A 17,704-nucleotide genomic window follows, 5' to 3' on the forward strand; every position below is an offset into this window, starting at 1 on the left:
GAGTGAGGTGAATGCACATGGTGAACCGCAGAACGGTTATGATGGGTTTGGCTGGATCTGTCATGGCGCCGCATATGGCTTTTGGAGCGACCCCCCGAGAAATCATGTGGGAGGATTTGATTCCACCCGGTGTTCCCTATTCGGAGATTATCGGTGAAGGCGATTTGGACATGGAAAATGATACATGGTCGCCGGTTTACGACGCCAATGCCACAAAACTGAACAAAGCGCTCAACGGTGCTTTCATCAAAATGCCCGGCTTCATCATTCCCTTTGAAATCAGTTCCGACGGGGTCACCGACTTCATGTTGGTTCCCTACGTCGGCGCCTGTATCCACACCCCCCCACCACCTGCAAATCAACTGGTTATGGTGAGCACCAAGACGCCTTGGCCGGGCGACATGCTCTGGGATCCTGTTTGGGTGACAGGGACCATGCGCACGCAATTGCAGTCAACCAATCTTGGTCAAACCGGATACTCCATCTCCGCCAATGAAATGGAGGTCTACGTCTGGTGAACTACGTTTTTATGTCCAAGAGATAGTTGATCGAGACTAAACATAGCGCTTTCCTATCAGAGCGTGCGCTTCAGCTCGCTCTATTCAGGGTTTGGTCCTCTCTTGACCATTGTTGATACTCGCACAGGGGAGCCTGCCGAGGCGCGAACGGTGGTGCTTGCAGTCATGGCGTCAGGCAATCTGCGCAGAAAACCAATTCCGGTGCAGGCCTGCACCGCCGAGAAGGCGGTGCAAGTGTTCTTACTCCTGAGCTGCACTTGCGGGATCACGCAGCCGGTCACGCAGCTTGTGTAGTGTTACCACCGCACTGCTGTCCTCTAGGTTGATACCGCCGGTGTCCGCTGCAAGTTTTCTGAGTTCATCATAGAACTTCACCATTGCAGCCAGTGTCTGCACAACCAGATCAAAGTCCTGCAAAGACTGTCGTTCTTCACGTGTGGGAGGTGTCCCGCGCTCAAAGATCGTCAACACAGTATCCTCAAGCACCTGCACCTGTTCTTGCAGCCGCTTCATCTCAGCGCGCGACACATCGCAAAGGTCACTGATCGTGTGGCCTTTCGGCGGTGGTGCCGATTGCATATTCATAGGCGACCAACCACTTGTTCAATAGCCTGCTTCATCGTGGCAACTGTGAAGGGTTTGCGAATGATGTTGTTCATCGCAAGACGGCGGCCAACCTCGACGATTTCGGGCGTTGGCTTGCCAGTCACCAGGATGAAGCCCACCCGTTGTGTCACACGATGTTCACGCAAGGCCTTCAAGAGACCCAGACCATCCATGCCCGGCATATTATAGTCAGACAGGACCAGGTGCACCGGATTGGCGACGAGCTTCTGAAATGCCGATTGCCCGTTGTTTTCAACCATATAGTTGCTCACGCCAAGCTCATCCAGACATTGGGTCAGGATGCCCCGACTGGTGGACATATCATCAACGACCATCACGCGCAGAGAGTCTTTCAAGCTCATTTTTAGTTCCTCATTTTCTCTTATTGTGCCGGACTGCTCAGGTGTTCCCACCGGCAGGAGAGTTTAGGTAAGTGGTGATGCCAACGGTCTGCAGCGCCGATGCCGCGGGCCCCGACATGCGTTCCGAATGACCGATGAACAAATAGCCACTGGGGTTCAGGCTGCGTTGGAAGGCATGCCAGACTTTCTGCTGCGTCGGAGTATCGAAGTAGATCGCCACGTTCCGGCAAAAAATCGCATCGAACTTGCCCTTGAACGGGAAGGGTTCAATCAGATTGAGCACCCCGAATGTCAGCAATGCGCGCAGATCATCGCGGATTGCCCCATCCTGGCCTTCGATCTTGTAATACCCGCTATATTTCTGGGGTATTTGCGACAGTTCATCAGCCGAATACCGGGCCGCGGACGCCTTGCGAACAACCACCGGATCGATATCCGTGCCAAGGATTTTTACATCCAGCTTCTCAACATCTGGACAGAGCTCTTTTAACACCATCGCGATGGTGTAAGGCTCCTGACCGTTCGAACATCCTGCAGACCAGATGCGCACACGATCTCCACGACGTGCTTTCTCCAGCAACGGCGGCAGGACATCATCGCGCAGCGTGTCGAAATGATGCGGTTCGCGAAAGAACTGCGTCACGTTTGTGGTCAGCAGAGACAGCAGTTCACTGCGCTCTGCATCCGCATTGGGACCGTTCAATTCCTTAAGATAGGATTTGAAATCGGTATAATTCAGCTTGCGCAACCGCCGCGCCAAGCGTGAAGAAACCAAAGGCTTCTTACTGCTCGACATAGCCAGCCCAAAGTGCTTGTGCGCAAAGTCGGCGATAGCTTCGAAGTCCTGATCTGACAGGGTGAAACCATCCGCACGAGTATCAATGGGATTAGCAATAGTCACGAGATCACCTGTTCCGGTACAGTGATAACAGCATCCAGATTGATGATCCGCACCATCGTTTCATCGTGCGAAATAATCCCTTGGATGTAGTCCATCGTGTTACGGCTATCGACCGGCGGCGTGTCCTGAATGTCATCCGGATTGATCGAAATGATCTCCGAAACGGACTCGGCCAACAGGCCAACAGGCTTGCCATGCACCGAGACGACGATCACAACATTTCGCTCACTCGCCTCTGTCTGCTGCAGTCCGAAACGTGCAGACAGGTCATAGATCGGGATCACAGCCCCGCGCAGGTTCATGACCCCCAGCACATCCGCAGGTGCATGAGGCAGGATCGTGACCGGAGACCAGCGCCGAATTTCCCGGATCTGGGTGATTTTCAAACAGAACGCCTGGCCAGCAACGGTGAAACTGACAAATTCGCTGTGCTGGGCGTGTTTGATTTCCGAATCGTCATATTTGGCTTCAGCTTGCGATTGCATTGCTTATTCTCCGCTCTGTGTCGAAAGCGGCTGCCGAAGGCGAAGCCGCAAGAATACTTTCGGGGTCAAGGATCATGGCAATCTTGCCGTCACCGAGAATGGTTGCGGCCGCGACGCCGGGGATGTTTCCGCAAACGCCATCAAGGCTTTTGATGACGACCTGACGTTGGTCGTGGATGTCATCCACAGCCAAAGCACTGCGCTGACCCGTCTCTGTCTCGACCAGAAGATAGACCCCAGGTGGCTGATCCTGATCAGCCTTGGACAGTCCCAACGCGCCGCCAACGTCGCAGACAGGAACAAAATTCCCCCTGATAGACAGCAGCGTGCCATCCGCGCCCAGATTATTGACCATATCATCGCTGCCGCGCATCGTCTCGACAATCGAAGTGATCGGGACAACCATGGTCTGATCCGCTACGGAAACAACCATCCCGTCCATCACAGCGAGAGTCAGTGGCAGAATAATGGTGAATACCGAACCCTTACCCGGTGTGGAGGAAATATTGATCCGCCCCCCCAAGGCTGTCACCGCATTCTTGACCACATCCATTCCGACACCGCGCCCGGACAGATTTGAGATCTCTTTTGCCGTGGAAAATCCCGGCAGGAACAACAAGTTGTCGATCTCGCTATCGGAAAGGTCCGCATTCTCGGGAATGAGGCCCTTGTCGATGGCAATCTGCTTCACGCGCGGCCGATTGACACCCGCACCATCATCCTTGATTTCGATACAGACACTTCCAGACCGATGAGACGCCGATAGCCGGATTTCACCACTCTTGGTCTTGCCCGCCGCGTCGCGATCCTCAGGTTTTTCGATACCATGATCGACTGCGTTGCGCAGGATGTGGGTCAACGGGTCAGACAGTCGCTCAATAACGGTCTTATCAACTTCGGTGCCCTCACCCTCGGTGATCAGCTTGGCTGTCTTGCCAGTCGCGGCGGAGGCTTCCCGCACGATTCGCGCCATCCGCTGAAACAGCGGCTTAACGGGTTGTGCGCGGATGGACATGACACCTTCCTGGATATCACGGGCCAGATTCTTGAAGCCCTCCAGTTCAGTTTCCACATCCCGCAGATCTGCAACATCAAGGTTGGCAATCTGCTGTGCCAGCATCGAATGGTTGATGATCAATTCGCCTACAGCGTTGATCAACCGGTCGACCCGTTCCAGATCAACCCGTAGCGTCGGGTTTGGCCCACGCTGCTCGGATTTCGCGGCCTCAGCTTTCGGCGCCGCCGCTTTGGCGGCCACCGGGGCTTCCACGGCCTCCGGCTCTGGAGCTGAGACCGGCGGTTCAAAAGGGGCAGTCACCTGATCACCACCTTCCTCTGGAGCGGCCCCAAAGGCAGCCTCCAGCGCAGCCAGCGCATTGGCATCGTCCTCTTCATCCATATCGGAATCGATGGACAGCTCACACAGTCCTTCCACAAATTCAAAAACCGACTCAATTGCCGACTTCGGCTCTGTCGTGGTCAGCGTCAGCGCCCAGATCAGATAGCTTTCGTCGGTATCCAGCGCGTCGAAGCCGGGCAGCTCACTCTCGTCCAGTGTGACCTCCAGCGTGCCAAGATCGGCGAGGGTCTGGAACAGAAAGTAAGGTTCGTTGCCCGTGCCGTACATATCCTTCAGTGGGTGGAAGCGAATGGTATAGACCCGCTCCTTTTCCACTTCGATCGGCGCCATTTCAAAAGCACCACCCAAACCCATCGGCTGGAATACGACCTCTTCTTCTTCCTCGTCGATATACTCTTCGAGAGCAGAGACGAGCACATCATTATGTGCCTCATCAACGCTGCCACCATCGCGGGAGGTCGCCACAAGATCAGACAGGTGATCGCTACAACGCAGCAGCAGCTGAATAAGCTTGGTATCAAGTTGAAGCCGGTTGGCACGCACCTCGTCAAAGACGGTTTCAAATTTATGGGCAAACGCGACGAGCTCGTCCAAGCCGAATGCCCCTGCGCCACCTTTGATCGAGTGAACCGCCCGGAAGACGGCATTGACAACCTCAGGGTCGTGATCGCCTCCTTCGATAGCGGTCAAACCCTCATCCATTGCTTCAAGGAGCTCTTCGCACTCCTCGAAGAATGTGTCCTGTATCGACCCCGCCATCTTAGGCCGCGGCTCCGGTAACGCGCTTCAACGCGAAAATCAGAGACGCGTCATCAAATGGCTTGGTGATCCATCCTGTGGCGCCAGCACCACGGGCGCGGGCTTTCAGCTCAGGCGCACTCTCGGTGGTCAGAACCAAAATCGGCACTTTCGAGTTGATGCCATCACCGCGCAACTCTTCAATCACACCAAAGCCGTCCAGATTGGGCATATTGATATCTGTGATCACCACATCCGGCGCCACATCCGCATACATGTCCACACCTTCGCGGCCGTCCACGGCGCAGTGGTATTCAAAACCGGCTTCTTCCAAAGCGGCGGCCAGGAGATTCCGGATGGTGCGGGAATCGTCGATTGCCAGAACTTTCGTCTTCATGCTGTTTCCTCGTCTTCAAATCGGTTGGGCTCGAGCCCCAAAAGAGTGAGCGATTTCCGGCACCCTTCAGTGATCTTGGCGACTGAGAACCCCAGCCCCTCTGACCGCCATTGTTGTTCTGCACTCAGCAGAAGCTGCAGGCAGCGTGACGGCATGACCGCCACATTGCTGCAATCAATCTCCACTGCCTGAGTGCGCGCCCCGCGCAAGAATGCGATCAGCGGATCCAGATCCGAGAAGGCATTGGGCAGGTCCAAGATGTGTTTTTGCGTTTCCGTCGTCATGGTCAGCGATTCGCACCCCCGTATTCGGCGACAGGTTTCAAGTCGATACGGTAGGAGTAGACGGCGGGCCTTAATATTTGATTGCCGGACCCACCGTGGGGCGCCCTGAATCGGCGTGGAATTGACAGTAAAAACCAGCTGGAATTTCGCTAAATTTTACCTGCGTGCTGATGGTCAATTTCTGGACCGCCCCGCCTCGCCAGAACACCAGCACTCACGCGCGGGAATATATTTATACGGACTCGCACTGACGTCCATTATGGCGTTTTACCGAGAAATTGCCGTGAAAAACCAACCCCTCGTAAGGTCGAAATTAACCCCTAGCAGGCATCAAAGGGAAAAGGAGAGGGCCATCACCCACTTCTTGTGCCTGTGAATGGAGTATCCGATGAAAATTATTCCCAACTTGCGCCTAGCCTACAAGCTGCCCCTCTTCATCGTAGGGTTCAGCGTGCTGGTGACAGCGATCTTTGTAACGATCAGCTCCCTCGCCTTTCAGCGCAATGCAATTGCACATGCTGAGGAACAATTTCACGCCATGACCGAGGACCGCAGTATGGCGCTGAAAGCGCTTGTTGAGGGCATTCGTGCTGACGCATCGACCCTGGCAGCGATCCCCTCAACGGCGACCGCTCTTGAATGGTTCACCATGACTTGGGAAGGAATCGAAGGGGATCCGCAGAAAACGCTGCGAAACGCCTATATCGACGCAAACCCCAACGCGGCAGGTGAAAAACACCTGCTGAATCGGGGCGTCGGGGACTCGCCCTACCACATGCACCATGCTCGTTTTCACCCCTCTCTGACAGCGGTGCTCCAAAACAAGGGGTATTACGACGTTTTCTTGATCAATACTGCGGGTGACGTCGTCTATTCGGTCACCAAGGAAGCCGACTACGCCTCGAACCTGGTCAATGGCGCTTATGCCGATTCTGGACTTGGCAAGGCCTTCAGGGCAGCCATCGACATGTCCGCAGGAGAGGTCACTTTTGCGGATCTCGAAGCTTACGCGCCGAGCAACGGCGACGCCGCTGCATTTGTTGCCAGCCCAGTTTTTGACGCCGCTGGCGACCTGCAGGGGGCTATTGCCCTGCAGGTACCTGTCAGCATGTTGACCAAAATCGTCAATCCTGTGACCGACATGAACGAGACACTGGACGTATTCATCATCGGCCAAGATTTGAAGGTGCGCACAAACTCGCGTCATGACGACGTGCACGAGGTGTTGGAACAACTGCCTGAAACGGAACAGATTTCAACCGCTCTCACCGGCGAAAGTGGCTTTTACGCCGATACTGTAGACTCACACGGCACCCCGGTTGTCGCCTATTCGCAACCTATCGACATGCCGCAAGTCAATTGGGCAATTGTTGCAGAACAGGCCCGTGCGGAGTTGTTTGCGCCTGTCGCGCGGGAACGCAATATTCTGCTCCTGATTTCTCTGGTTTGTGCAGCGGTCATGTCGCTCATAGGCTGGCTCTTTGCACGTTCAATCACCCATCCAATCAGCCGTATTTGCAACCGTATCGAAGAGGTGGCTTCCGGAAATCTGGAGTCAAATGTCCCCGAAGCGAGCCGCAATGACGAAATCGGTGATATCGGCAAACAGCTGATCAGCCTGCAGGATGATCTTAAGCAAGCACGCTCTGCTGAACTGGATCGTGCAGAACTGCAGCAACAACAAGAGGTTGTTGTCGAGCAACTCAGCTCGGGTCTCGTGCGTCTTGCTACCGGAGACTTCTCCCAGCCCATCTCAGACCCCTTCCCATCCCATCATGAAAAACTGCGCGAGAATTTCAATCGTACCTCTGAAACGCTCAGCTCCACGGTCACCCAGGTGATAGACACGGCCGAGAGCATTCGCAGTGGCGCAAATGAGATCAGCCAGGCCTCTGACGATCTGTCCAACCGCACCGAAAGCCAGGCCGCCACGCTGGAGGAAACCGCCGCCGCGCTGGATGAGATGACGGCCAGCGTGAAATCCGCCGCCGAAGGCGCGCGCAGCGTCGAAACCATCATGCAGGAGGCCAAACAGGAGGCCGAGACCAGCGGTGAAGTCGTCCAGAGCGCGGTTTCTGCCATGACCGAGATCGAACAATCCTCGACCCATATCTCGCAGATCATCAGTGTGATTGATGATATCGCCTTCCAGACCAACCTGCTGGCACTCAATGCCGGGGTGGAAGCCGCACGCGCCGGTGAGGCGGGCAAGGGCTTTGCCGTGGTCGCCAGCGAAGTGCGCGCCCTGGCGCAGCGCTCCTCGGATGCCGCGATGGAGATCAAGACCCTGATCGGCGACAGCACCAAACAGGTGGAGCGTGGCGTGGATCTGGTTGGCAAAACCGGCGATGCGCTTCAGGGCATTGTCGAACGGGTCAGCCATATCTCGCAACTGGTGTCCGGCATCGCAACCGGGGCGAGCGAGCAATCCACCGGCCTGCATGAGATCAACACCGGCGTGACCCAGCTGGATCAGGTCACCCAGCAGAATGCTGCCATGGTTGAAGAGGCCACCGCCGCCGGTCACATGCTGAATGCGGATGCCAGCAAGCTGGCCGACCTGGTTGCCCATTTCCGTGTCGCAGCGGGCGGCGGGCAGGCGGCCGCCCCGGCCCGCAAATCCACAGCGGCCCCAGCAGCCCAACCCCAGAAAACGGTTGCCATGCAGGATGCTCCACCGGCCGCCCCCAGCGCCCATGGCGATGATTGGGACATCGAGGCTGTGACACCGCAGCCGGTCCCCGCAGCGGCCAGCACCAGCGGCAATGCCGCCAAGGATATCTGGCAGGATTTCTGATCCCCCCAAAAGCCTCCAGCCTCAAACCACGGTTGGGGGCACGTACATCTGAAACACTTCGGCCTTTGTCCGAACGCAACAAGCGGAATGAGCATTGTCACAGAGCCTATTGATCATCACCACGGACCGGCGTTTTGCGCAGACCCTACAACAACATATGGAGGCCACCTATCCTGGCCTTCAGGTGCTTTTGGCCAACAATCTGATGATGGCCTACAATCAGGCAGAGGCGGGCCAACCCACTTTTGCCTTCGTCGAAGATGGGTTCACCAAACTACCCGAGTTCGAAATGATGCTGGCTCTCTTCTCGGCGCTTGACATCAGATGGGTGTCTGTAATGGACAATCAGGGGTCAACGCCAGCACGTAACTCTTCGCCGTTGCTGGACGTTGGTGCTGGCATCTTCGAGTTGACGAAATCGGATAACCCACGCGATTTTTCACGCTATTTCGACATGATGGTCAAGGCGCCGCGCCGGGATCAGGCCTCGCCCTTGCAAAAACAAACCGCTGGCGCCGCCGCAGGCCAAGGTAGTGACAAGATTATCCTGATTGGCTCGTCCACCGGTGGCGTGGAAGCTCTGCGCAGCGTGCTGGTCGGATTTCCGCTGAACTGTCCGCCGACCCTAATCGTTCAGCACACCGGCAAGAACTTTGGCCGCGGGCTAGTCTCTCTTCTGGACCGCATTTGCCCGGCTAAAGTATTGGCGGCAGACGACAATATGACGCTGTCGCCCGGCCATGTCTATGTAGCGGCGGGCCAACCCCGCCACATGGGTATGACCCCCCGAAAGCCGTATCGCACCCGGTTCAAGGAGGGCCCTCCGATCTCGGGTCACATGCCGTCAGTCGATGCACTTTTTATGTCTGCCGTGCCCATCGCAAAAAGCGTTGTTGCCACAATCTTAACCGGTATGGGGCAAGATGGGGCGCAAGGGCTGCTGGAACTGCGCAAGGCTGGGGCGAAGACCTTTGCGCAGGACGAGAAAAGCAGCGTCGTCTACGGGATGCCACGCGTTGCCTGGGAAATGGGCGCCGCGCAGCAACAGGTCTCGCTTGCGCGAATGGCCGGAACATTGATTCAGGCTTGCAAGACCTGACAAATAACTGGGAAGGAAATCACCTTGAGCGTCTTTGCTAACTCTACCACGGTGACCGTTCTACAAGGCGAGTATCGCGTATCGACATCCCCGACAGTGGTGTTCTCCACCGTACTCGGCTCCTGCATTGCTGCGTGCATCTACGATGACCAAGTTGGTGTCGGCGGTATGAACCACTTTCTGCTGGCCTCCTCAACCGCGAGCGATAGTGTGAATGCGCGCTATGGAATCCATGCTATGGAACTGCTGATCAACGGCATCATGAAAAAAGGGGCGCGGCGCGAAAACTTGAAAGCCAAGGTTTTCGGCGGGGCCAAAATGTCAGCAAATCTCTCCGATATCGGCGCCTCAAATGCCGACTTCGTCCAGCGGTTCCTGCGAGACGAGAGCATCGCGGTGGTGTCTTCCAGTGTTGGTGGCACTTCGGCAAGACGGGTGCGTTTCCACGCGGTTACGGGGGCTGCACAGCAAACGCAGGTCAAAGATGACAGGCGACTGGGCGAGCAGGAACGCGTTGCGGCGCGCCCCGCTCCGGCAACCAAACCGGCAGCAGATGTTGGTGCGGTCACGCTGTTCTAGGCGCGTTAGGACCGGGGCCTTTGCTTGAAACACCGGTACCGATATGACCTCGAAATTTTGGAAGGGTCCGGCGCAGTCGGGCCCTTTTTTACAATGCACCCGTCTCTGCGTAACTGCCGAGTTGCACCTTGCAGCCTATTCACATGAGCCGTTATCATTCTGATATTATATGACGACAGGACGTAACGTGCAGAGCCAACACCAGCCGGAACGCCTCAGGCGCGCAGGACCGCGGATAGGCCGATTTCTCGCCCGCTTCGCGATGGTTCTGGCCCTGTTCCTGCCGGGATCCGCTTTCGGCGACCGCCTTACCGTTTTTGGCGCGGCAAGCCTCAAAACCGCGCTGGAGCAGATCATTGAAGCCTACGAAACCGAGAGCGGTACAACCGTTGATCTGTCACTGGCCGGGTCCTCCCTGCTGGCCCGGCAGCTGCAATATGGCGCGCCAGCGGATGTTTTCATCTCTGCAAACGCTGCCTGGATGGATTGGGCCCAGTCGCGAGACCTGATTTCAGCCGAGACACGGATTGATCTCCTCGGCAATTCTCTCGTCCTGATCGCGCCAACCGCAGCCCTAGCAAGCGTGCCCTCCCTCTCCTTGCAAGATTCATCCACGCTGCTGGCACAGGTGCAGGATCGTCCACTGGCAATGGCTCTGGTAGAGGCGGTACCAGCCGGAATTTATGGCAAGTCTGCGTTGCAACATCTGGGCCTTTGGGATCACTTGCAGCCACATGTTGCTCAGACCGACAATGTGCGCGCAGCTCTTGCACTGGTTGCCCGCGGCGCCGCCGGTCTGGGTGTGGTCTACGGGTCCGACGTGATTGGCACCCCCGCGGTCACCGTTGTTGGCCGGTTCCCACCGGACAGCCACGCACCAATCACCTACCCCGCCGCTGCAACACATGACGGGGAGCAGGCCATTGATTTCCTGAACTTCCTCAGCAGTCCGATTGCGAAAGAGATCTTTGTCAGGCAAGGTTTCACCGTGCTAGTGGAGTGACCCAACAGAATGCAGTGGCTTGGCCCCGAAGAATGGCAGGCGGTGGCCTTGTCCCTGAAGGTATCGTTCTGGGCAACCCTTCTAGCACTGCCGCTCGCGCTGTTGGTAGCGCTGGCACTGGCGCGTGGGCAGTTCCGGGGCAAGGCACTGCTGAACGGGGTGGTTCATCTGCCATTGATCTTGCCGCCGGTGGTTACTGGCTACATCCTGCTGATCGTCTTCAGCGGCCCCAGCCCGGTTGGGACTGCACTGAACGCAGTCGGTATTGTCTTTGCCTTTCGCTGGACCGGCGCAGCCCTCGCCGCTGCAATCATGGGATTTCCCTTGATGGTCCGGGCCATACGCCTTTCGCTGGAGGCGGTGGACCCCAGGCTGGAACAGGCGGCCGCAACGCTTGGTGCCTCGCGGATATGGGTGTTCGTGACCATCACCCTGCCTCTGATCCTGCCCGGCGTTCTGGCCGGAGCCGTCCTTGGCTTCGCCAAGGCAATGGGCGAGTTCGGCGCAACCATCACCTTTGTTTCCAATATTCCGGGCCAAACGCGGACGCTCCCCTCAGCAATCTATGCTTTTCTGCAGGTACCCGGTGGTGAAACCGCGGCATTTCGGTTGGTGATCATCTCCGTTGCTCTTGCCATGGCAGCGCTGCTAGCCTCAGAATGGCTGGCGCGCCGGGTCGCAGACCGGGTTCGGGGCGCGACATGTTAGAGGTCAGGCTGACGCACCAGCTGGGGCAGTTGGCCTTGGATGTGGATTTTTCGGCCCCTGGCGGGGTGACCGTTTTATTCGGCCGCTCCGGCGCCGGCAAAACCACGGTCGTCAATGCTGTGGCAGGTCTGCTGAAACCCAGAGCAGGCAAAATCTGCCTTAGAAACCGCGTTGTTCTGGACACAGAAGCCGGGGTAGATACCCCCCCGCACCGTCGACGCATTGGCTACATCTTTCAGGATGCCCGGCTTTTCCCCCACATGAGTGTTTCGAAAAACCTTATGTATGGTCAAAGGTTTATGTCCCGCAACAGAGAGGTGGCGACATTTGACACCGTGGTCGAGATGCTCGGATTGGGCGCATTGCTGAACCGCCATCCAGCCAATCTTTCGGGTGGTGAAAAACAGCGTGTCGCAATTGGCCGCGCCTTGTTATCGGCACCGGATATGATCCTGGCGGACGAGCCGCTGGCCGCCTTGGAGGAGGGGCGGAAGGCCGAAATTCTGCCCTATCTGGAACGGCTGCGCGATGAAATCACGCTTCCCATTCTCTATGTCACGCATTCAGTTGCTGAGGTCGCCCGGCTGGCAACCACTGTGGTTGTCCTGCAGGACGGGCGCTGCATCCGCAGCGGCCCTGCTGATCTGGTACTGGCCGATCCGACCATCATGCCAACCGGCGTGCGTGGTGCCGGTGCTATTCTGCAGGCAACAGTGCAGCAACATCACAATGATGGGTTGAGCGAATTGAACGCCGGTGGTCTCGCCTTGTTTCTTCCCCGGGTGCCCCATCCGCCGGGACATGCCGTGCGTGTCCGCATCTCCGCCCATGAGGTGATCCTGTCACGCCAGCGCCCCGTTGGCCTCTCTGCATTGAACATTCTGCCGGGCCGCGTCAGCGCCATGCGCAGCGGCGATGGGCCCGGCATTATGATCTCTCTGCAGACCTCAGCGGGGCCCTTGCTGGCGCGCGTCACCCGACGATCTGCTGCCGCATTGGATCTGGCCATTGGCACAGACTGCCATGCGATTGTGAAATCAGTATCAATCGCACCAGAAGATGTGGGCGGAACCCGCACAGGCTGAGCCGCTGCACCCCGTATCGTGCTAGAAACCACCACCAAACGGCTGATTTCTCTCGGCAACTGCGACCCTCTGCGGTATGCCAAAATCAATCATCAAGCGGATCACAAGCACCACAGGTCCGGATGAGAACCAGCGAAATACGGAGGGGCATATGCGGCGACACCAGATTTTGAGGCGATATGCTCCCTTCACAGAGGATACCCGGGTATGACGCCTGACGGGAACCGCAGCCTATGGCAGGCGACCTGCCGAGAAGACCTCTCCGCTACGGCCTTGCACGATGATGTCTCGGCAGATTTGGTTGTTGTCGGCGGTGGGTATACCGGATGTTCGGCGGCTTTGCGCGCGGCGGAGCTGGGGGCGGATGTTCGCTTGCTGGAGGCGGAGACCTTTGGCGCGGGCGGATCGGGGCGGAATGTCGGATTGGTCAATGCCGGGCTGTGGTTACCGCCCGAGAAAATCAACGCCGCCCTCGGAAAGGCCAACGGCGCCCGGTTATCCACTCTCCTTGCAGCCGCGCCCGCAGCGGTCTTTGAATTGATCGAAACCCATCAGATCAACTGCGAACCGGTGCAGACTGGGACGCTGCATTGCGCCCATGCGCGTTCGGGACTGAAAGATCTGCAAAAGCGGCACCGCCAACTGACAGCCATAGGCGCCCCGGTCACGCTCCTGTTGCGTGGCGATGCTATCGCCCGGGTTGGCAGCGATGCCGTCTATGGCGCCCTGTTCGATCCCCGCGCCGGGACCATTCAGCCGCTGGGCTACGTCGTCGGGCTGGCCCGTGCTGCAGCTGCGCAGGGCGCCAAGCTACATGCAAACTCACCGGTTGTCGGTCTCACGCGCGAAGCAGATGGCTGGCGAGTCAGCACCCCCGAAGGCACAGTTCGCGCCCGTCACTTGATCATGGCCACAAACGCCTACCCGCTGCCCATCACGGGATATGCCGCCCCGGCCACCATTCCCGTCAGCTATTTTCAGGCTGCAACCGCGCCGCTTCCAGCCGATCTCGCAGGGCAGATCCTGCCTCAGGCGGAAGGCTGCTGGGACACAGGCCTGATCATGTCATCCTGGCGACGCGACCGCGCCGGACGGTTGATCATCGGGGGCATGGGCGCCTTGTCCCACCCCACGCGCAGCATTCATAGAAACTGGCTGCGGCGGAAGCTGGCAGTCATGTTCCCTGCCCTAGCAGATCATCCGTTTGAAGCTGAGTGGGCAGGTAAGATCGCGATGACAACGGAACACATCCCAAAAATTATTGATTTGGGTCAGGGATTTGCCTGCTTTGGATACTCAGGGCGCGGTATCGGCCCCGGCACGGTTTTTGGCCGACGCATGGCCGAGGCCCTGATTCATGGAGACAGATCGCTCCTTCCCATCCCAGTGAGCAACGACCACAGGCTGCCCTTTGCCGGGGTGCGTGGCGCCTACTATGAGACCGGCGCCGCACTGGTTCATCTCCTGTCGGAACGGGTCGGCCAGACGCCGACCCCCACCGATCAATAGCAGCTCGCGATCGCTTCGCCGACTGAGGCCAGCAGCTGCGGATAGAACTGTGGGCCCGGCTCCAGCTTGACGCCAAGCGGATCGACAACCGCCGTGCCTGCATCAGTTCCATCCAGAACAGTTGCAACCAGACCGGAGTTGAACTGCGGCTCGGACAGAACACAACGCACCTTCATTTCCTGAACGATTGCGCGGACCTCGGCGATGCGGGCCGGACTGGGATCCGATGCATCACTCAACGAAATTGCCGCTGCAGCCTCAATCCCGAACCCTGTTTCAAAATACTGATACGCATCGTGGAAAACAACAAATGGCTTGCCCGCTACAGCGTCCAGTTTGGTTGCAATCTCAGCGGCAGCTGTCGCAATCTCGGCCTGTCCCTCTGCGGCGTTGCGCATGTAGAGCGCGGCATTCTCCGGATCAGCAGCCGCCAGAGCCTCCGCAATGACCTGCAGCCAGGCACTGCCATTTTCCGCCATCAACCACGCGTGGGGATCAAGACTACCGGCTTCGTGGTTGTGCCCATGCTCATCTGCATGCGCTGTTTCGTTGCCGTGATCCTCATCATGTTCGTCTGCGTGATCACCGGCGTGCTCTTCATCGTGATGCGCATCATGATGTTCCTCATCATGCACGTCATGATGGTCATCAGCGTGATCGTCGTCATGACCGTCATGATGGTCATCGCTGTGATCGTCGTCATGCCCCTGCCCGAACTGAACGGTCTCCCGGACCATCAGTTGCTGAGTGGTCTCAGCGTCAAGCAAAGCGATCACTTTGGCATCAGACGCGAGCGTCGCAATAGGACCTTCCAACCAAGGTGTCAGTATCGGCCCAACCCAGAAGACAAGATCCGCTTGATCCAGCGCTCGCGCTTCGGAAGGGCGCATCGAATGACTGTGCGGCGACGCGCCAGGCGGCACCACCAGATCAGGAGCGCCGACCCCCTGCATCACACGCGACACGAGGCCATGAACCGGGGTAATGTCGGCAGCGACTGCAGGCACCTCGGCGAAGGCAGCCGTCGCTGCGGCCCAAACTGTTGCGGCAGTTGCTAAAAAGCGGATGTGTCCCATAACGCCCCCATGTAATTGTATAACATCTGGGCGGTTGATAAACGTCATAACATAACATATCAACCCCGAAAGAGATCGCCCAACGGAGCCTCAAATGGACCCCATCGGATTTCACGCACACGACCACAGCCACTGTATCAGCGACGGGATCGCCGTCGCTGATGCACATTGCCGTGCGAATGGTCTGCAGTTCACGCCGGTCCGGCGTCGGGTTTTGGAAATACTGCTGCAGGCCCATCGCGCCATGGGCGCTTATGATCTGCTGGATATTCTGCGCAGCGAAGGTTTGGGATCGCAGCCACCGATTGCCTATCGGGCGCTGGATTTTCTGGTAAAAAACGGCTTCGCTCATAAGATTGAACGGCTGAACGCTTTTGTGGCCTGTAGCCACCCTGGTGATGATCATGCCCCGGTCTTTATGATCTGCCGTACGTGCAATGCGGTTGCCGAGGCACCGTCCCAAACCTCCAACGGTCGCCTTGGAGCCGCCGCGCGTGAAGCGGGGTTTTTGATTGAACGCACGGTAATGGAAGCCGAAGGCCTCTGCCCCAAATGTCAGACGGACGACGCGCCATGAGCCTGGTCGAACTTACCGGTGTTAGCGTCAGGCACAACGCCAACCCGGTTCTGCACAATGTTAACTTCGCGATTGATCGCGGAGAAATCGTGACCATCGTCGGCCCCAATGGTTCAGGGAAATCAACCTTTCTGCGGACAATTATCGGGGCATTGCGGCCAACGCTTGGCACTGTGTCCCGGGCGCAGGGGCTGCGCATCGGCTATGTTCCGCAAAAGCTGCATATCGATCCGACCTTGCCTCTCAATGTGCGCCGGTTTCTGAGCCTGCCGCATTCCGTGTCGGATGCCGCTGCGCAGCAAGCGCTGGAGCAAGCCGGCGCCGGACAGTTGATGAAACGCCAGATGACCAAATTGTCAGGGGGCCAGTTCCAGCGTGTTCTGCTGGCGCGCGCGTTGCTTTGTAATCCGCAACTGCTGATTTTGGATGAGGCCACGCAGGGGCTGGACCAACCCGGGTCCGCCGCTTTCTATCAGCAGATCGAACAGCTGCGCCGCGACCTAGGCTGTGCCATTTTAATGGTCAGCCATGAATTACACGTTGTTATGGCCGCCTCCGACCGTGTGATTTGCCTCAATGGTCACATCTGTTGCGAAGGCGCCCCCGAACATGTGGCCTCCGCCCCGGAGTATCGCGCTCTTTTCGGGACCGGGACGCAGGGCGCCCTGGCCCTCTATCGACACGAACACAACCATTCGCACGATCACCGCTGCGGTCACGACCATGCGCATGATCCGCAGACCGCCAATGCCGATATGACCGGACCCCACTGATGATGATTTTGGACAGCTTTCTGATCCGCGCTGCGCTTGCGGGCGTTGGTGTCGCGATTGCCGCAGCCCCCCTTGGATGTTTTGTCGTCTGGCGGCGGATGGCCTATTTCGGCGACGCAACCGCACATGCGTCGATCCTGGGGATCGCGCTCGCCCTCAGTTTCGATACGTCAATCTTTGTCGGCGTACTCGCGATGGCCCTGATCATGGCGACGGTCGTCTCGACACTGAGCGGCAAAGGCTATGCTGTCGACACGCTTCTGGGCGTACTGGCGCATTCGTCTCTCGCATTCGGCCTCGTGGCGGTGTCCTTTCTGCAAGGCGTGCGGCTTGACCTGATGGCCTATCTCTTTGGCGACATCCTCGCGGTAAATGCCAACGATCTTATGGTGATCTGGGGCGGTGCCCTCTTGGTAGTGGGGCTGCTGTGGTGGCGCTGGTCGGCATTGCTGACCGCAACGCTGAACCCCGATCTTGCGCATGCAGCGGGGATTGACCCCCGGCGTGAACAGCTTGTCCTCACCTTGGCTCTGGCGGTCGTGGTAGCAGTTGCGATCAAGGTTGTCGGCGTGTTGCTGATTGCGGCCCTGCTGATCATCCCGGCGGCAACCGCTCGGCCTTTTGCTGCAACGCCCGAGCGCATGACCATCATCGCAGCGATCACCGGTGCAGTCTCAGCGTTGGGAGGTTTGCAACTGGCCTTCATGTTCGACACGCCAACCGGCCCAACGATCGTTTGCCTTGCGGCTTGTCTTTTCGCCCTGTCGAGCCTCAAGCAGCTGCTGAGCAAAACCTGAGCCAAGCCAGCGCGTCACGAAATCACATTCCTATGGCTGGTAGGATATTA

General features: G+C 57.9%; 19 protein-coding genes. 11 read left to right on the forward strand and 8 right to left on the reverse strand.

Going from position 1 to position 17,704, the window contains the following annotated elements; all coding sequences use genetic code 11:
- Window positions 1–17 precede the first annotated feature (17 nt).
- Window positions 18–518: a DUF3299 domain-containing protein gene (locus GAL_RS19220; RefSeq protein ID WP_024099214.1), complete on the forward strand. Its 501-nt coding sequence runs from the start codon at window positions 18–20 to the stop codon at window positions 516–518.
- 240 nt (window positions 519–758) lie between these two features.
- Here the strand turns inward: GAL_RS19220 and GAL_RS19225 are convergent, their stop codons facing one another.
- The 7 genes from GAL_RS19225 to GAL_RS19255 are packed head-to-tail and all read right to left on the reverse strand — an operon-like array spanning window position 759 to window position 5,651.
- Window positions 759–1,103 (reverse strand): hypothetical protein, encoded by a 345-nt coding sequence (locus tag GAL_RS19225; RefSeq protein WP_024099215.1) that lies wholly within the window; start codon window positions 1,101–1,103, stop codon window positions 759–761.
- Window positions 1,100–1,486 carry a response regulator gene (locus GAL_RS19230; RefSeq protein ID WP_014881835.1) on the reverse strand — a complete coding sequence of 129 codons (387 nt, stop codon included), beginning with the start codon at window positions 1,484–1,486 and terminating at the stop codon, window positions 1,100–1,102. Before GAL_RS19230 ends, GAL_RS19225 begins: the two co-directional genes overlap by 4 nt.
- Before the next feature lie 37 nt (window positions 1,487–1,523).
- The gene (locus GAL_RS19235) at window positions 1,524–2,387 is read right to left on the reverse strand and encodes a CheR family methyltransferase (RefSeq protein WP_024099216.1); all 864 of its coding nucleotides are present in this window, start codon (window positions 2,385–2,387) and stop codon (window positions 1,524–1,526) included.
- Complete coding sequence (locus GAL_RS19240) at window positions 2,384–2,872, reverse strand: chemotaxis protein CheW (protein WP_014881837.1); 489 nt, start codon at window positions 2,870–2,872, stop codon at window positions 2,384–2,386. Before GAL_RS19240 ends, GAL_RS19235 begins: the two co-directional genes overlap by 4 nt.
- Entirely contained in the window at window positions 2,856–4,991 is a 2,136-nt protein-coding gene (locus GAL_RS19245; protein WP_024099217.1) for a chemotaxis protein CheA, read from the reverse strand. Before GAL_RS19245 ends, GAL_RS19240 begins: the two co-directional genes overlap by 17 nt.
- A gap of 1 nt (window position 4,992) precedes the next feature.
- On the reverse strand, window positions 4,993–5,367 hold the full coding sequence (locus GAL_RS19250; RefSeq protein WP_014881839.1) for a response regulator: 375 nt from the start codon (window positions 5,365–5,367) through the stop codon (window positions 4,993–4,995).
- Complete coding sequence (locus GAL_RS19255) at window positions 5,364–5,651, reverse strand: STAS domain-containing protein (RefSeq protein ID WP_024099218.1); 288 nt, start codon at window positions 5,649–5,651, stop codon at window positions 5,364–5,366. Before GAL_RS19255 ends, GAL_RS19250 begins: the two co-directional genes overlap by 4 nt.
- Before the next feature lie 388 nt (window positions 5,652–6,039).
- Between GAL_RS19255 and GAL_RS19260 the strand changes: the two genes are divergently transcribed.
- The 7 genes from GAL_RS19260 (at window position 6,040) to GAL_RS19290 (ending at window position 14,431) form a co-directional block, all read left to right on the forward strand.
- Window positions 6,040–8,448 (forward strand): methyl-accepting chemotaxis protein, encoded by a 2,409-nt coding sequence (locus tag GAL_RS19260; protein ID WP_024099219.1) that lies wholly within the window; start codon window positions 6,040–6,042, stop codon window positions 8,446–8,448.
- 157 nt (window positions 8,449–8,605) lie between these two features.
- Window positions 8,606–9,547, forward strand: coding sequence for a CheB methylesterase domain-containing protein (locus GAL_RS19265; RefSeq protein ID WP_043939872.1), 942 nt, complete (start codon window positions 8,606–8,608; stop codon window positions 9,545–9,547).
- A gap of 24 nt (window positions 9,548–9,571) precedes the next feature.
- Window positions 9,572–10,126: a chemotaxis protein CheD gene (locus GAL_RS19270; RefSeq protein WP_024099221.1), complete on the forward strand. Its 555-nt coding sequence runs from the start codon at window positions 9,572–9,574 to the stop codon at window positions 10,124–10,126.
- A gap of 187 nt (window positions 10,127–10,313) precedes the next feature.
- Window positions 10,314–11,129: a molybdate ABC transporter substrate-binding protein gene (gene modA / locus GAL_RS19275; protein WP_024099222.1), complete on the forward strand. Its 816-nt coding sequence runs from the start codon at window positions 10,314–10,316 to the stop codon at window positions 11,127–11,129.
- A gap of 9 nt (window positions 11,130–11,138) precedes the next feature.
- Window positions 11,139–11,837 (forward strand): molybdate ABC transporter permease subunit, encoded by a 699-nt coding sequence (gene modB / locus GAL_RS19280; RefSeq protein WP_024099223.1) that lies wholly within the window; start codon window positions 11,139–11,141, stop codon window positions 11,835–11,837.
- Window positions 11,831–12,922 (forward strand): molybdenum ABC transporter ATP-binding protein, encoded by a 1,092-nt coding sequence (modC, locus tag GAL_RS19285; protein ID WP_024099224.1) that lies wholly within the window; start codon window positions 11,831–11,833, stop codon window positions 12,920–12,922. Before modB ends, modC begins: the two co-directional genes overlap by 7 nt.
- A 207-nt stretch (window positions 12,923–13,129) precedes the next feature.
- On the forward strand, window positions 13,130–14,431 hold the full coding sequence (locus GAL_RS19290) for an NAD(P)/FAD-dependent oxidoreductase (RefSeq protein WP_024099225.1): 1,302 nt from the start codon (window positions 13,130–13,132) through the stop codon (window positions 14,429–14,431).
- Here GAL_RS19290 and GAL_RS19295 read toward each other — a convergent pair.
- Window positions 14,425–15,507, reverse strand: coding sequence for a zinc ABC transporter substrate-binding protein (locus GAL_RS19295; protein ID WP_024099226.1), 1,083 nt, complete (start codon window positions 15,505–15,507; stop codon window positions 14,425–14,427). The genes GAL_RS19290 and GAL_RS19295 overlap by 7 nt on opposite strands.
- 94 nt (window positions 15,508–15,601) lie before the next feature.
- On the opposite strand from GAL_RS19295, the gene GAL_RS19300 reads away from it, so the two are divergent.
- Genes GAL_RS19300 through GAL_RS19310 form a run of 3 tightly spaced genes read left to right on the forward strand, consistent with a single transcriptional unit; the run spans window position 15,602 to window position 17,654 of the window.
- Window positions 15,602–16,084 carry a Fur family transcriptional regulator gene (locus tag GAL_RS19300; RefSeq protein WP_024099227.1) on the forward strand — a complete coding sequence of 161 codons (483 nt, stop codon included), beginning with the start codon at window positions 15,602–15,604 and terminating at the stop codon, window positions 16,082–16,084.
- Window positions 16,081–16,857 carry an ATP-binding cassette domain-containing protein gene (locus GAL_RS19305; protein WP_024099228.1) on the forward strand — a complete coding sequence of 259 codons (777 nt, stop codon included), beginning with the start codon at window positions 16,081–16,083 and terminating at the stop codon, window positions 16,855–16,857. Before GAL_RS19300 ends, GAL_RS19305 begins: the two co-directional genes overlap by 4 nt.
- Entirely contained in the window at window positions 16,857–17,654 is a 798-nt protein-coding gene (locus GAL_RS19310; protein WP_024099229.1) for an iron chelate uptake ABC transporter family permease subunit, read from the forward strand. Before GAL_RS19305 ends, GAL_RS19310 begins: the two co-directional genes overlap by 1 nt.
- Window positions 17,655–17,704: the final 50 nt, after the last annotated feature.

This window comes from Phaeobacter gallaeciensis DSM 26640 (assembly GCF_000511385.1).
GTDB lineage: Bacteria > Pseudomonadota > Alphaproteobacteria > Rhodobacterales > Rhodobacteraceae > Phaeobacter > Phaeobacter gallaeciensis.

What these genes read in the sequence shown, in the direction of transcription:
- GAL_RS19250 (WP_014881839.1), bottom strand. Translation starts at nt 5,367, where the DNA reads ATGAAGACGAAAGTTCTGGCAATCGACGATTCCCGCACCATCCGGAAT.
- modC (WP_024099224.1), top strand. Translation starts at nt 11,831, where the DNA reads ATGTTAGAGGTCAGGCTGACGCACCAGCTGGGGCAGTTGGCCTTGGAT.
- modB (WP_024099223.1), top strand. Translation starts at nt 11,139, where the DNA reads ATGCAGTGGCTTGGCCCCGAAGAATGGCAGGCGGTGGCCTTGTCCCTG.
- GAL_RS19255 (WP_024099218.1), bottom strand. Translation starts at nt 5,651, where the DNA reads ATGACGACGGAAACGCAAAAACACATCTTGGACCTGCCCAATGCCTTC.
- GAL_RS19240 (WP_014881837.1), bottom strand. Translation starts at nt 2,872, where the DNA reads ATGCAATCGCAAGCTGAAGCCAAATATGACGATTCGGAAATCAAACAC.
- GAL_RS19295 (WP_024099226.1), bottom strand. Translation starts at nt 15,507, where the DNA reads ATGGGACACATCCGCTTTTTAGCAACTGCCGCAACAGTTTGGGCCGCA.
- GAL_RS19305 (WP_024099228.1), top strand. Translation starts at nt 16,081, where the DNA reads ATGAGCCTGGTCGAACTTACCGGTGTTAGCGTCAGGCACAACGCCAAC.
- GAL_RS19310 (WP_024099229.1), top strand. Translation starts at nt 16,857, where the DNA reads ATGATGATTTTGGACAGCTTTCTGATCCGCGCTGCGCTTGCGGGCGTT.
- GAL_RS19220 (WP_024099214.1), top strand. Translation starts at nt 18, where the DNA reads ATGGTGAACCGCAGAACGGTTATGATGGGTTTGGCTGGATCTGTCATG.
- GAL_RS19230 (WP_014881835.1), bottom strand. Translation starts at nt 1,486, where the DNA reads ATGAGCTTGAAAGACTCTCTGCGCGTGATGGTCGTTGATGATATGTCC.
- GAL_RS19265 (WP_043939872.1), top strand. Translation starts at nt 8,606, where the DNA reads ATGGAGGCCACCTATCCTGGCCTTCAGGTGCTTTTGGCCAACAATCTG.
- GAL_RS19300 (WP_024099227.1), top strand. Translation starts at nt 15,602, where the DNA reads ATGGACCCCATCGGATTTCACGCACACGACCACAGCCACTGTATCAGC.
- GAL_RS19225 (WP_024099215.1), bottom strand. Translation starts at nt 1,103, where the DNA reads ATGAATATGCAATCGGCACCACCGCCGAAAGGCCACACGATCAGTGAC.
- GAL_RS19290 (WP_024099225.1), top strand. Translation starts at nt 13,130, where the DNA reads ATGACGCCTGACGGGAACCGCAGCCTATGGCAGGCGACCTGCCGAGAA.
- GAL_RS19245 (WP_024099217.1), bottom strand. Translation starts at nt 4,991, where the DNA reads ATGGCGGGGTCGATACAGGACACATTCTTCGAGGAGTGCGAAGAGCTC.
- GAL_RS19260 (WP_024099219.1), top strand. Translation starts at nt 6,040, where the DNA reads ATGAAAATTATTCCCAACTTGCGCCTAGCCTACAAGCTGCCCCTCTTC.